Raw genomic sequence first — 14,095 nt, 5'->3', positions numbered from 1 at the left:
TTCCACACCCGTGAAGCGAGTGCCCAGCGCGACCTACAGGCTGCAGTTGCACAAAGGCTTCACCTTTGACGACGCCTCGGCCGTCGCCGACTACATTCGCGAGCTCGGTGTCAGCCACGTGTACAGCTCGCCCTATCTGCAGGCTGCACCCAACAGCATGCACGGTTATGACGTCGTCGATCATCGCCGCGTCAATGAAGAGCTCGGCGGCGCAGAAGGCCACGCCCGTTTCTGCAAGCGTCTCGGCGAGGTCGGTCTCGGCCAGGTGCTCGACATTGTGCCGAATCACATGAGCCTTGGCGAGCAGAACCGCTACTGGCACGATGTCCTCGAGAACGGACACAACAGCCGCTACGACAGCTTCTTCGACATCGACTGGAACCCCAACGAAGAACGCCTGCGCGACAAGGTGCTCGTCCCCATCCTCGAAGACCAGTACGGCAGTGTGCTGAGCAGGGGAGGCATCGTCCTCGCACGCCAGGGCGCCACCTTCGTCGTCAAAGCCTCCGGCCAGACGCTCCCTGTCGCGCCCGAAAGCCTCTCCGGTCTGCTCAATCTCGCCGCCGAGTATGCCAAGAGCGACACACTGAACTTCCTCGCGGCAAGCTACGGCCGGCTTCCTGTCGCAGAGTTCTCGGATCGCCGCACTGTTCTTGCGCGCCATCGCGATAAGGTCGTGCTGCACAGCCTGCTGGGGCGGCTCCTCAAAGAAGACCGTGTGCGCGACGGTGTGGATCGCGCTGTGCGCGAGCTGAACGAAAACGTCGATACCCTGCATGCATTCCTTGAGCAGCAGCACTTCCGCATTGCCTACTGGAAGACTGCCGATCAGCAGCTCGGCTATCGCCGCTTTTTCGATGTGAACACGCTCATCGGTCTCCGCGTCGAACGCGAGTATGTCTTTGAAGAGACACACGCGCTCATCCTCAAGTGGCTACACCATGGGGTGCTCGATGGCATACGCGTTGACCACCCCGACGGGCTTCGCGACCCGCTCCAGTACTTCCAACGTCTGCGCCAGCGTGCCCCTGATGCATGGATCATCGGCGAGAAGATCCTCGAGCCCGGCGAGTGGCTGCGCGCGAGCTGGCCCATCGAAGGAACCACCGGCTACGACTTCCTGAACGTCGCGCTGGGCGTGCTCGTAAAGCCTGATGGCCTCAACCAGCTCGGCGAGTACTACGCGGAATACACCGGCGACACGACGCCATACCCCGTCGTGGCGCACGACAAGAAGATGAACGTCGCGCAGGAGGCTCTCGGCAGTGACGTCAATCGTCTCGCCAGCCTCTTCGTCGAGATCTGCGAATCCAGCCGTGAATATCGCGACTTCACGCGCGCCGAGATCCGCCGGGCCATCCGTGAGGTTGCGGCATGTTTCGCGATCTATCGCACCTACGTCGTTCCTGATCGCGACGAGATCACCGACGAAGACATCAACATCATCGCGCGTGCAACTCATTGCGCGAACGACAATCGCCAGGACATCGATGGCTTGCTGTTCAGTTTCATGCGCGATGTACTCACGCTCAGGGTCCGCGGCGAAAAGGAGCGCGAGTTTGTCTACCGCTTCCAGCAATTCACCAGTCCGGTAATGGCCAAAGGCGTCGAAGACACTGCGTTCTACTGCTCCAATCGCCTCACGGCGATGAACGAAGTTGGCGGAGATCCTGACTGCGACGGATTCTCGCTCGACTACTTCCACACCTACAACGAAGCGACGCAGCGGACCTTTCCGCAGACGATGACCACGCTCAGCACGCATGACACAAAACGCAGCGACGATGTGCGCGCGCGTCTTGCGGTGCTCTCGGAAGTTCCCGACGAGTTCCATCAGCTCGCCGAGCATTGGAGCCGCCACAACGCGCGCTACACCTCCGGCGGCGTCATCGATCGCGGCACCGAATGGTTCCTGTATCAGACGATCATCGGTGCGTGGCCCATAAACGCCGAGCGTCTGCGGAATTACATGGAAAAGGCCATGCGCGAGGCGAAGCTGAGGACCAGCTGGGTCTCGCAGAACAACGAGTATGAAGAGGCGCTGCGCAAATTTGTTGATTCACTTCTCGGCGACGTGAAATTCATCTCGGAGCTCGAGGAGTTCGTAAACAAGATCAACTACGCAGGCCGCGTTAACTCGCTCGCGCAAACGCTCCTGAAGTACACCTCACCTGGCGTGCCCGATCTCTATCAGGGCGCCGAGCTCTGGGATCACTCGCTTGTCGACCCTGACAATCGCAGACCCGTCGATTACGATCTTCGCCGCAAACTGCTCAAGGAGATGCGTTCCATGACCGCCGAGCAGGTGATGCAGCGTATGGACGAGGGACTGCCGAAGCTCTGGGTGATTCACCACGCCCTTTGGCTCCGCCGCGAGCGCGCGCACAGCTTCGGTCCGGAGGCACCGTATAGACCCTGCAAGGCGCAGGGCCCGCACGCGGACCGCGTCATTGCCTACACCCGCGCTGGCGACATCCTGACCGTCGTTCCTCGCTGGACGCAGTCCCGAACTTCGTGGGATGAAACGACGCTCGAGTTGCCGGAAGGCCGCTGGACGAACTGCCTCACCGGTCAGAACTTTGAAGGTCTTCAACAAATTGAAAATTTATTCGCGGTTTTTCCTGTGTCACTGCTAACCCGCGAGCGGCGCAGCCAGCACGGGCGCTGACGCATCTGAACAGCCTGAGGAGACCGAGGAAACGTCGATGCAAGAGTTCCGGATATGGGCGCCCCGCGCCGAGAAGCTGAAGCTGCAATTAGTGAATCGCGAGCCGCTCGCTATGGAAGGACCGGACCAGACGGGTTGGTGGTGCGTCTCCGTGCAGGACGTCGGGCCCGGTACCGACTATGCCTTTCTGGTGGATGACGACCCTACACCGTATCCCGATCCGCGCAGTGCGTGGCAGCCCCGCGGTGTGCATTCCTTCTCGCGCACATATGACCAAAACGCTTTCCAATGGACGGACAAAAACTGGCACTCGCCTCCGCTCTCAGCCGCGATCCTCTACGAGCTGCACATCGGAACCTTCAGCAAAGAGGGAACCTTCGACAGCGCGATCGAACACCTGGATTACCTCGTCGATCTCGGCATCACCCACGTGGAACTGATGCCGATCAATGAGTTCGCCGGCCAGCGCGGCTGGGGCTACGACGGCGTCTTCCTCTTCGCGCCGTTCGAACCCTACGGCGGTCCTGACGGATTCAAGCGCTTCATCGACGCCTGCCACGCGAAGAACCTCGCGGTCATTCTGGACGTCGTGTATAACCACTTCGGCCCGGTAGGGAATTACACCAACAAGTTCGCACCGTATCTTACGGAGCGGTACCACACGCCGTGGGGCGCAGCAGTAAACTTCAACGAGAGCGGAAGCGATGAGGTCCGCAGGTTCTTCTGCGACAACGCGCTGATGTGGCTGAAGGACTATCACGTCGATGGTCTCCGCCTCGACGCCACGCACGAGTTCATCGACCGCTCCGCGGTGCACTTCATGGAGCAGCTCTCGGCGGAGGTCGAGCGCATCGGCGCGACGATCGGTCGCAGGTTCGTTCTTATCGCGGAAAGCGACCTGAACGATCCGAAGTTTGTGCGCCCGCGCGAGGCGCACGGTTATGGCATGGACGCGCAGTGGAGCGATGACTTCCACCACTCGCTCTTCACGTTGCTGTGGAGCGACCCGGGTCGCGGCTACTACGACGACTTCGGCACGATGGACGATCTCGTCAAGAGCCTCAAGCACGTGTTTGTCTACGACGGAATCCACTCGCGTTATCGCGACCACCGGCACGGGCGTCCCGTGGACGGGCTCTCCGCGCATCACTTCCTTGGCTACATCCAGAATCACGATCAGGTCGGCAATCGCGCTATCGGAGAGCGGCTGGAGCATCTTGTCGGCATGGACGCGGCAAAGGTTGCGTTGGGCATCGTGCTCACGGCTCCGTTCGTTCCCATGCTGTTCATGGGTGAGGAGTTCGCCGCCTCGTCGCCGTTCCTCTACTTCGCGGATCACGAGGAGGAGGAGATGCGCCGGCTGGTTTCCGAGGGGCGCAAGCGTGACTTCGCGGCCTTCGGGTGGGACGAGTCATCGATTCCCGATCCCGAAGCTGAAGAGACCTTCGAACGCTCGAAGCTGATCTGGAGTGAAATCCACGAGGGCAATCACCAGAAGATGCTCGACTGGGTGAAGCAGCTGATCCGATTGCGCCGGACTACCGTCAGCCTGAACGACGGTGATCTCGGCCACCTCAAGGTGGCGTGCCGGGAGCAGGACAAGTCGCTGGTGATGCAGCGCGGGAAGGTGCGCATCCTGGCGAACCTTGGCGACACACCTGTGAAGACGGATATGCTCGGCGGCGAGAAGGTGCGATTGAGCTCGAGCGAGGGGACCGTGCTCTCGGCCGGACAGATAGCGCTGCCGAAGATGAGCCTCGCGATCCTCGAACGGACCGAGGAATCGTGAGTCGCGCAGGTAGCATTGAGGCAGGAGCTATCTGACGTGGCGGACGAGGTCATCAGGACCATCAGCAGTCGAGAGGTCTATCGGAATGCGTGGACGAGTGTCCGCGAGGATGTCATCGAGCGGTCAAACGGCCAGCGCGGAATCTACGGTGTCGTGGATAAGGATCCTGCTTGCATCGTGATTCCGATCGAGCGTACTGCTGATGGAGATTTTTTGTGGCTGGTGCGGCAGTTCCGGTACACGGTGGGGGGAACTTACTTCGAACTGCCGCAGGGTGGGTGGGAGCAGGCAGAGGTTGATCCGGAGGAGATGGCGCGCGGGGAGCTGCGCGAGGAGACCGGCCTGCGCGCCGAGCGGATGACCGAGCTGGCGAAGCTCTGGATCGGCTATGGCGTTATGCGGCAGCTACACCATGTGTTCCTGGCCGAAGGGCTGACCGAGGGACAGCATGAGCGCGAGCCGGAGGAGCATGACATGACGGTGCATCGCGTCCGCGTGAGCGAATTTGAGGCGATGCTGCTGGACGGGCGGGTGATGGATAACTGCTCGGCCGCAGCCTGGGGCGTTTATCGGGTGTGGAGGGATCGGGGGTAGGTGCCCCCTCCCCCGGTGAATTTGCGCAAAGTCTTCAGAAGATTGGACTTAGGTCTGGACTTTGTGTGCAAAGTCTTGATTCTAATAGGCTTAAAAATCAAAGTATCTGGAATCAGAGACTTAGGGGGAAGCGACACAGGCTGGCCGCCCACCCGTAGCTGTGAAGTCTTATTGTTCTATTTTATCGAGTTGAGCGTAATTATTTCCGCGGATCTGTACACGGCAGAACGCGTGCGTTTTGTTGAGGATGCGAGGGTTTACACGGGATTCGGGGCTTGACAGGATTTTTGGCGGGTCCGAGGTCAGGCGATGGGGGCGGGATCGAGGGTCTTTTCGTAGATGGTGTGCAGGGGAAGGAAGACGGAGACCTTTGTGCCGTGTTTTTCGGGATCGGTGCTACTTTCGATCCCGATCTGGCCTCCGTGGCCCTCGACGAACTGCTTTGCCACGAAGAGGCCTATGCCGGTTCCAATCATCAGGCGGGTAGTGAAGAAGGCCTCGAAAACTTTGCTCAAATTCTCCTGGGGAATGCCGACGCCGTTGTCTGCGATGGTCAGCAGGACGCCCGGAGCTGGCGTCTGAACGTCGGTGAGACAAACGGACAGACGGCCGCCCTCGCCCATGGCGTAGATGGCGTTCGCGAGAAGGTTGGAGATGACCTGCATCATCTCGCCGCGGCGAACAACGATCTTCGCGGAGCTATCGACGCAGCGTTCGACCTCGATGTTGTAGGCGGAGCAGCGCGGACTGTAGACGGCGAGTGCGTGATCGACCAGCTGCGCGAGAGAGATGCAGACTGCGGAGCTGTGCTCGCGGTAGTAGCCGAGCGTCTGCTTGGCGATGTGCGCGACGCGATTGAGCTCGATCTCGGCCGTCGAGAGATAGGTTTTACCGTCACCCTCGACGAGCGGGCGCATAAGGTAGAGGAGATTGAGGACGGCCTCGAGCGGATTGTTGATCTCGTGCGCAATGGTGGCGGCCATGCGTCCGGTTGCGGCGATCTTTTCCGCCTGAATGAGCGAGTTTTCGATCCGCTTGCGGTGGGAGAAATCGCGGAGGATCTTGGAGGCGCCGACGATCTGGCCGCTCGCGTCGCGGATGGGAGAGATGGTGAGAGAGACGTCGAGGAGCTCGCCGGACTTGGTGCGGCGAACGGTCTCGAAGTGCTCGATGCGCTCACCGGCGCTGATTTTGGAGATGATGACCGGCTCGTCGCCCTGGAGATGCTCGGGGATGAGCGTGAGGACGGACTTGCCGATGATCTCGTCGGCCGTGTAACCGAGGATGCGTTGCGCGGCTTTGTTCCAGCTGGTGATGACGCCGTCGAGGTCCTTGCTGATGATCGCGTCGTCGGAGCCCTCGACGATGGCGGCGAGCTCGCCGAGGCGCTTGGCGTCGACGTTCATCTGGGCGTGAACGCGGTCCAGATCGCCGATCTGGCGGGAGAGCAGTGTGCGGGCGCGGGCGTTTTCGATCGCAACGGCGGTCTGCGAGGCGAGAGTACATATGAGGAGCTCGGCGGTTTCGTCGAAGACGTCGGGTTCTTCGTGGCCGAGGACGAACGCGCCGAGGATCTCGCCGGTGAGGTTCCGGACTGGAACGACGAGATAGCTGCGGATGGTGCGGGTTTCGTGCGGGAGGCCGTCACCGGGAATCGGACCGCGGAAACGGGTGTCGCGGCCGATGTCCCGCGAGCGGATGATGGTGCGATCTTTGAGCGGAGCGGCCAGCGCGGCATGAGCCGGGAAGGTGGACGAACGGTTTGTGCCAGTGCCGGAGACGGTGTAGAAGACGTAACTGCCGGCGTGCGGCGTGGACTGATTACAGACGAATGAACCAAACTCCGCGCCTGTGAGTTGCAGCGCGGCGTCCGTTGCGCGCTGCGTAATCGCTTCAAGTTGGGCGTTGCGAGCGAGCAGCAGGCCGGTGTGCGCCACGAGCTCGAGCTTCTGGTGCAAAGAATCGGGGCCGTTAAAGGTCAAAGCCATACTGCCCCGCAGAGATCGTCGTGCGCGGGATGTGGGTGGATGAGCATCGGGCCCTTTCGTTTTGAAGCATACTGCCAAGCCGGGCGCAGCAAGGCTCAAGGAGGAGTCTACTTAGGTTGGATTCGCGCGCGGAGCAGGATGTTGTGCGAGGAGTCTCCGACGCGGAGCTCAATGGGCTCTTTTTCCAGGACGAAGCGGTTGAGCTTTTCGTTCCAATAGGCGAGATTCGAGGTCTTGATCGGGATGTCGACGGAGCGAGTTTCTCCCGGCGCAAGCGTAACGCGCTGAAAGCCAATGAGCTGCTGTGTCGGACGGGACACAGAGGAGTGCAGGCAATGCGCGTAAATCTGGACGACTTCATCGCCAGCGCGCGAGCCGGTATTGGTGACATCCACGGCGACGTCCAATGAGCCATCTGCGGGCACGCTCGTGTGGAGGTTGGAGTACTTGAAGGTGGTGTAACTAAGGCCGAAGCCGAAGGGATAGAGCGGCTCACCTTTGAAATACATGTAGGTGCGGCCGTGGCGGATGTCGTAGTCCATCATGGGCGGGAGCTGGTCAATGGACTTGGGCCAGGTGACGACGAGATGGCCGCCGGGGTTGTAATCGCCGAAGAGGACGCGAGCGATGGCTGTGCCTTCATCCTGTGAGCTGTGAGCCATGTGCAGGATGGCGGGGACGTATTGCTGCGACCAATTGATGGTGTAGGGGAAGCTGGAGATGAGGACGAGGATGGTGTGCAGCTGGACGGCGAAGACCTGCTTGACGAGCTGTTCCTGCTCGAGCGTGAGGGATTCGCGATCGCGGCCTTCGCGACCGTCGGAGGGAACGGTGCAGGGAAGCGTGCCGCCACCGTCGACGGTGGCGTGCCAGTCGTGCGCCATGTCGGGGCCGCAGGTGGGGTCGTTGCCGACGAAGACGATGGCGACGTCGGAGTCCTTCGCTGCGGTGAGGGCTTGTTGGCCTGTTTCGGTGGAGGCGTAGTTGATTTTGATGTTAGGTCCGGCCGCGGCCTTGATGCCGGCGAGTGGTGTGACGGCGTAGGGAGGAGTGCCGCCGTACCAGTCCCAGTGGACGGAGTCGGCGAGCAGGCCGATGACGGCGATGGAGTGGAGTTTTGTCTTGTCGAGCGGGAGAGTGTTGTTGGAATTTTTGAGGAGGACGATGGATTCGAGCGCGGTGCGGAGGGAGATTTCGTGGGAGTGCGCGGAGTTCCACGGCTCAGGTTCGTGTTCAGCGTTGATGCGTGCGTAGGGGTTGGAGTCAGGTGGGTCGAGGAGGCCGAGTTTGAGTGTGACCTCGAACTTGCGGCGGAGGAGTGTGTCGAGCTCAGCTTCAGTGACGGAGCCTTCTTTGATGGCGGCGTGAGTTTCGTCTTTGTACGTGTCGAGGAACTGATTGATGCCGGCGTGGAGGCAGGCGATAACGGCGGCCTTCTGGTCGGGGAAGGCGTGATGCGCGGACCAGAGCTGGCGGACGGCGCCGCCGTCGGAGGAGATGACGAGCGCGTGCCACTGGTCGATCACGATGGATTTGAGGATGGGGTTGACGGCCATGGGCGTGCCGTTCCATGCGTTGTAGCTGGCCATGACGCCGCGGCCGCCGCCGTCGACGAAGCCCATGCGGAAGGGGACGGAGTAGTACTCCCAGAAGAGGCGGTCGTCGAAGTTGGAGGATGAGCTGTCGCGGTGGTCCTCGTTGGAGTTGGCGAGGAAGTGCTTCATGAGCGAGGCGGAGAGCCAGTAGTGTGGGTCGTTGCCCTGCAGGCCGTGGATGAAGGCGGTGACCATGGTGCCGTTGAAGAAGGGGTCCTCGCCGTAGACCTCTTCGCTGCGGCCCCAGCGTGGATCGCGCGCGAGGTCGGCCTGCGGTCCCCAGAGCATAAGGATCTGGCGGTTGTACTTCGGCGTCTGCGTGATGTAGCGCGCTTCGTAGCCTTCGACGCCGGCCGCCTGTTGGATGAGCGCCGGGTCCCAGGTTGCGCCGAGGCCGGGAGGCTGTGGGAACTGCGTAGTTGGTATGGCGTCGCGGCCGCGGCCGCCGCGCTGCACGACGCCGTGGATGCCTTCGGAACTGCCGAAGTTGGGGACCCCGAGACGGGGCACGGCGGTGTTGGTGCCGAGGCAGTCGATCTTCTCGTCGAGGGTCATGAGGGAGAGAAGATTGTCGATGCGTTTGGCGGTCGGGAGGGATGGATCGCGGAAGGGATATTGCGGCTGTTGTGCGGATGCGGCGAGGGCGAGCGCGAGGGTGAACGCGGGGAGGATTTTGAACACGCTTGTGACCTCGTGTGTTTTGTCCACACGATGGTAGCGCGAGTTAGTTGATGTGTTTGGAGCGGCGGGACATGAAGTCCATGAGGAGATAGTTGCCGAGTGTTTGCGGCGTAGTGAAGTAGGCCTTGCCGCGGCACATGGCGGACATGGTCTGCACGAACTGGACGAGCTGGAAGTCGTTCGCGAGCATGAAGGTGTTGATCATGATGTTGGAGCGCTTGCAGCGGCCGACCTCTTCGAGGGTTTCGGAGATGACGATGGGGTCGAGGCCGAAGGCGTTTTTGTAGATGCGGCCGTCGTCGAGCGTGAGCGCGGAGGGCTTGCCGTCGGTGATCATCACGATCTGCTTCATGTCTTTGCCGGAGCTGCGGAGAATTCGCTGGGCGACGCGGAGGCCTTCGCGGGTGTTGGTGTAGTGCGGGCCGACCTTGACGCGCGGGAGCTGCGAGATGGCGATCTCTTCGGCGGAGTCGTGGAAGAGGACGAGGGAGAGCTGGTCGCCGGGGTACTGGGTGCGGATGAGATGCGAGAGCGCCATGGCGACGCGCTTGGCGGGCGTGAAGCGGTCCTCGCCGTAGAGGATCATCGAGTGCGAACAGTCGAGCAGGACGACGGTGGCGCAGGAAGATTGGTAGTCGGCCTGCTGGACGTAGAGGTCGGAGTATTCGAGGTTGAGTGTGCCGGAGGAGTTCGGCGGACCTTCGCGCGCGAAGACGCTGTTGAGTGTCTGGGCGATGTCGAGGTTGAGGGAGTCGCCGAATTCGTAGGGCTTGGAGGAGCCGTTGGTCTCGACGCCGGCGGCCTCGTAGAGTGTGTCGTGGCGGCCGAGGGATGATTTGCCGAGAGGGCCGAGGAGGTCGCGCAGGGCCTTGAAGCCGAGGAAGTCCATGGCCTTGTCGGTGACTTCGAAGCGGGCGTCTTCGGCGTTGCCCTGGGCTTGCTGGCCGGGGCTCTGGGGCTGATCTTCGGGCGATTCGGCGTCGAGGAAGGACTCGTCCTTCATGCGCTGAATGATTTTTTCGACGAGCTCCTGCTTGCCTTCTTCGGGGAGGGCTTCGTACTTTTCCTGCGCATCTTCGTCGAGGAGCTCGCCGGAGTCGAGCGCCTGGCGGATGGCGTCGCGGAGGTCTTCCATGGAGTCGGAAGCGTTGGGGAACTGCGACCAGGGATCTTCGAAGCCGGAGTCGAGGAAAAAATCGGACAGGGCTTCCATCAGGTCTTCGAGGTCGAAGCTTGTGGAGAGGTCGCCGGTGAACTTGGTGTAGCGGGTCAGCTTCATACGCGCGCCGTCTGGTCTCTACAGATTAGACGACGGCGCGCGGGCGAGGATTCCGGAATCTGACGGAATCAACGCGGACGGGTACCGCTCATGACGGCGAAGCTGGAGTGCTTGTACCAGCAGTCGACGTTGGTGAAGCCGGCGTCGCGCAGCCACGCGAGCTGCGCGGCAACCGGAGTGCGGCGGTCTTCCTGCTGGCGGAAGAGTGAGTCGGCGATTTGCTGCTCGGTGGCGCCGAGCGCGCGGACGTCTGCGAGCCAGCGCAGCTGGTACATCTCTTCGAGCTCGGCGGTGGGGCCGGCGATGTGGTCGGCGTTGATGAAGAGCCCGCCGGGACGGAGCGCGGTGAAGATGTGCGGCAGCAGAGCGCGCTTGCGGTCGTCTTCAAGGTGATGGATGGAGAGCGAGGAGACGATGGCGTCGGAGTTCGCGGGCAGCGGTTCGGTGGTGTAGTCAGCAAGGCTGTAGATGATGTGGGGATCTTCACCGAGACGATTGCGTGCGAGCGCGAGCATGTTTTCGGAGAAGTCGATGAGCGTAAGGTGCGCTTCGGGGAAGGCGGCGCGCAGCATGGCGGAGAAGAGACCGGAGCCCGCGCCGAGTTCGACGATGCGAAGCGCGTCCGTTGGAATGAGCTCGAGCGCGGCAGCGTAAAAGGCTTCATGGCCCGGGATAAGCTTCATGCGGTCGCGGTCGTAGGTGGCGGCGGTGGCATCGAAGACGGCGCGGCTGTTGTTCGCTCGCATGATTAGAAGGATAAGGTGTATTGATGGTTTCGGCGATTTTGATAAGAGATTCGAATGCGGCTATTTGCGCTTCAGGGCTTCGAGCTCGTCGAGCGTGCGAGGCCAGTCGGAGCCGAGGAGGCGTGAGAGCGAGCGGTCGGCGAGGACGCGGCCGCTGGTCTGGCAGGTGGGGCAGTAGTTGGTTTCGTTGTCGGCGTAGCGGATTCGCTGGACGGGCGTGCCGCAGCGCGGGCACGGAAGGTTGTAGCGGCCGTGCACGGCCATCTCTGGGCGAAAGGCTGTGACCTTCTCAGGAAATTTCTTTGCGGCTTCGGCGTTGAAGCGGCCGATCCAGATTTGCAGTGTGTCGCGTGTCGCGGTGTAGAGACGCTGCCACTCGTCTGCGTTGAGCTTTTGCGTTTGTGCAAGCGGAGAGAGCTGCGCGGCCCAAAGGATCTCGTCGGAGTAGGCGTTGCCGATGCCGGAGAGCACACGCGGGTCAGTGAGGGCGCGCTTCAGCGTGTGATTCTCGGCAGACAGCGCGGCGCGGAAGGCTTCGGGTGAGAGCGAGAAGATGTCGAGGCCACCTGGGTCGAGCGCGGCGAGGGCCGCTTCGCCGTGAACGAGATGCAGCGAGGCGCGGCGTTTGGCTCCGGCTTCGGTGAGGACGAGCGAGCCGTTGGGGAAGTCGAAGGATGCGAGATTGTTGCGGCCGCCGAGTTTGGGTCGTGCTCCGGATATGACATCGCGCCAGTGCAGACGGCCGGCGATCATGAGGTGCAGAACCAGAAACAAAGGATCTTTGATCTCATCAATGTTCGCTTCGGCGCTGGCCTCGGGATTGAACACAAAGACGATGCGCTTGCCGACGCGGCGAAGGCTTTGAACTACTTTCCCTTCAATGGATTGGATTGGTGGCACGGCTGTGCGGAGAAGAAGCGGGCTGGCGATGCGAAGCTCTTCAAGGCGCTGCCCGACGACGCGTGGCGTGAGCGCAGTGAGATACGCCGTGATGTCGGGAAGCTCAGGCATGCGACCGGTGAAAGAAGGATACTCGCGCTAAGCTTTTTAGCTGCAACATCACCGATTCAGTGCGGAGACATTGCTGGAAGAATCTGCGCTGAATGGTGCTGAGATGGAGTTTATAAGGTTGAAATCTGGATGTGAATCCTGGCGAAAAACCCAATAAAAATGCGGGCAACGCTGCTATGGGAGGTGATGTCCTACTAGTGGCGGCGATGAGGCCGCTCGCAACTGAAGAGGAGTAGAAACTATGGCGACAAACGATCGGAACATGGAGCAGCAGAAGAACAAAGGCAGCAACCAGGATCCGAACCGCACCCAGTCAGGTATGGGTAGCTCAACCTCTCAACAGTCGGGTAAATCAACGGGCTCACAGGGCTCACAGGGCTCGCAAGGATCACAGGGATCGCAGAGCGGCAGCGGCTCGAGGAGCTCCGGCGGCAGCGATAAGAGATAGGTGAGATTCAGAAGTAACGCGTAACAGGTTTTGACGATATCGCCGGCGCGCGGTGCTGAGACCGCGGCTGTGCAAGCCGGCCCGCAGCAGCAACGCGGGCTCAAAGAGCGGCGCAGAAGATGATGTCCTATCTTCTGCGCCGCTTTCTATTGCGTGGATTTATTCGCGCGATTATTTGGCCGCGAGCACGGTGGCGCTGCCGCCGATGCGCGTTGCGGCAGCGGGATGGCTGAGGAGCGCGGTGAGCGACGACGGGATGCCGGCCGGCCCGAAGCGCGCGACGTAGAAGTCGAGCTCCGCGATGTCGCCGGCACTGAAGTTCGTCTTCTGCTCGTCGGTTGTGTACTGCTTGACGGTTGCGGGATCGGCGATGGCCTGGCCAAGGAAGACGACGGCGTTGCGGATGGTTCGGCCGTGGTCAGTAACGGTGTAGAGATCGACGTTCTGGCGCTCGGCGAATTCGGCAATCATGATGAGCGGCTGCAGAGCGAAGGCCTGGTAGTGGATGGCGTTTTCGTGGCGAGCCATTTCGAGCGGGAAGGCGCCGTTGTTGTCCTCCTGGCTGACGGCTTGTTTAAAAGTGTCGACGCCGAAGCGGAAGAGGTCGTCGTCGTTGGAGAGCACGCCGATGGAAGTAGCGGCGAGCGCACGCCAGTAGTGGTGATTGTTGCCGAGCTCGCCGGGCTTCTCGTAGGAGATGAGCTGGTGCGCGGCGTGATTCAGCCAGTTGGCGACGCGCTGCTGCATTGCGCCGTCGAGGTCCGGATCCTGCCTGAGCACGGAGGCGGTGATGCCGGCGGAGCAGAGTGTCCACTCGGCCTGGAACCAAGACTGCGAATATTCCTTCGGGTCGTACTTGGTGAGCGCGCCGGCTTGTGCCCAGGCGTCAAGCTGCGAGAGCGCGCACTGGGCCTCGGCTTCGTTGCCGGTGGCGACCCAGCGGTTCATGCCGGAGGTGATGCGGTGCTCGAACTCGCCGTAGGTGTGGGTGGCTTCGGCTTCGGCTGGATTAATGGGGCCGTTCGACCCATGCATGTAGTGGTGCGGAATCTGCATGGGGCCGATGGGCGCGGCGACGAGCGGCGTCGCCGTGCACGAGCCGAGGTGCGCGACGGCATCGCGGATGAGGCTGTTATCGGTGGACTTGAGAAACGCCTGGCGCGCGGAGGCGTCGAGTACGGAGGCGGCAGGGTTGGAGATCTTTTGGGCTGAGAGGGGAGCGGTGAGGACGAGGACGAGGGCCGAGAGCGCGGGGATTTTCGTCGTCATGGTGACGAGAAAATCTTACCCTGCGCG

10 protein-coding genes are annotated in these 14,095 nt (G+C 61.6%); 4 read left to right on the top strand and 6 right to left on the bottom strand.

The window, feature by feature from the left end; translation table 11 throughout:
- Positions 1-10: 10 nt before the first annotated feature.
- Genes treY through VGU25_11675 form a run of 3 tightly spaced genes read left to right on the top strand, consistent with a single transcriptional unit; the run spans position 11 to position 5,051 of the window.
- On the top strand, positions 11-2,668 hold the full coding sequence (treY, locus tag VGU25_11685; GenBank protein ID HEV2577861.1) for a malto-oligosyltrehalose synthase: 2,658 nt from the start codon (positions 11-13) through the stop codon (positions 2,666-2,668).
- A 37-nt stretch (positions 2,669-2,705) separates the two neighbouring features.
- Positions 2,706-4,457 (top strand): malto-oligosyltrehalose trehalohydrolase, encoded by a 1,752-nt coding sequence (treZ, locus tag VGU25_11680; protein ID HEV2577860.1) that lies wholly within the window; start codon positions 2,706-2,708, stop codon positions 4,455-4,457.
- Between the two features lie 36 nt (positions 4,458-4,493).
- Positions 4,494-5,051 carry an NUDIX hydrolase gene (locus VGU25_11675; GenBank protein ID HEV2577859.1) on the top strand — a complete coding sequence of 186 codons (558 nt, stop codon included), beginning with the start codon at positions 4,494-4,496 and terminating at the stop codon, positions 5,049-5,051.
- Positions 5,052-5,353: 302 nt separating this feature from the next.
- Here VGU25_11675 and VGU25_11670 read toward each other — a convergent pair whose 3' ends face one another.
- From VGU25_11670 to VGU25_11650, 5 genes are all read right to left on the bottom strand, one after another.
- Entirely contained in the window at positions 5,354-7,039 is a 1,686-nt protein-coding gene (locus VGU25_11670) for a PAS domain S-box protein (protein HEV2577858.1), read from the bottom strand.
- Between the two features lie 107 nt (positions 7,040-7,146).
- Positions 7,147-9,315, bottom strand: coding sequence for a glycoside hydrolase family 3 C-terminal domain-containing protein (locus VGU25_11665; GenBank protein ID HEV2577857.1), 2,169 nt, complete (start codon positions 9,313-9,315; stop codon positions 7,147-7,149).
- 43 nt (positions 9,316-9,358) lie between these two features.
- Positions 9,359-10,594, bottom strand: coding sequence for a VWA domain-containing protein (locus VGU25_11660; protein HEV2577856.1), 1,236 nt, complete (start codon positions 10,592-10,594; stop codon positions 9,359-9,361).
- 68 nt (positions 10,595-10,662) lie between these two features.
- Complete coding sequence (locus VGU25_11655; GenBank protein HEV2577855.1) at positions 10,663-11,340, bottom strand: methyltransferase domain-containing protein; 678 nt, start codon at positions 11,338-11,340, stop codon at positions 10,663-10,665.
- Positions 11,341-11,400: 60 nt separating this feature from the next.
- Positions 11,401-12,351 carry a DNA-formamidopyrimidine glycosylase family protein gene (locus tag VGU25_11650; GenBank protein HEV2577854.1) on the bottom strand — a complete coding sequence of 317 codons (951 nt, stop codon included), beginning with the start codon at positions 12,349-12,351 and terminating at the stop codon, positions 11,401-11,403.
- Between the two features lie 241 nt (positions 12,352-12,592).
- On the opposite strand from VGU25_11650, the gene VGU25_11645 reads away from it, so the two are divergent.
- Complete coding sequence (locus tag VGU25_11645; GenBank protein HEV2577853.1) at positions 12,593-12,799, top strand: hypothetical protein; 207 nt, start codon at positions 12,593-12,595, stop codon at positions 12,797-12,799.
- A 171-nt stretch (positions 12,800-12,970) separates the two neighbouring features.
- Here VGU25_11645 and VGU25_11640 read toward each other — a convergent pair whose 3' ends face one another.
- Positions 12,971-14,068: an alginate lyase family protein gene (locus VGU25_11640; protein ID HEV2577852.1), complete on the bottom strand. Its 1,098-nt coding sequence runs from the start codon at positions 14,066-14,068 to the stop codon at positions 12,971-12,973.
- Positions 14,069-14,095: the final 27 nt, after the last annotated feature.

The organism is Acidobacteriaceae bacterium (assembly GCA_035944135.1).
Classification (GTDB): Bacteria; Acidobacteriota; Terriglobia; order Terriglobales; family Acidobacteriaceae; genus Granulicella.
This window is presented reverse-complemented; position numbering and strand designations above follow the sequence as displayed.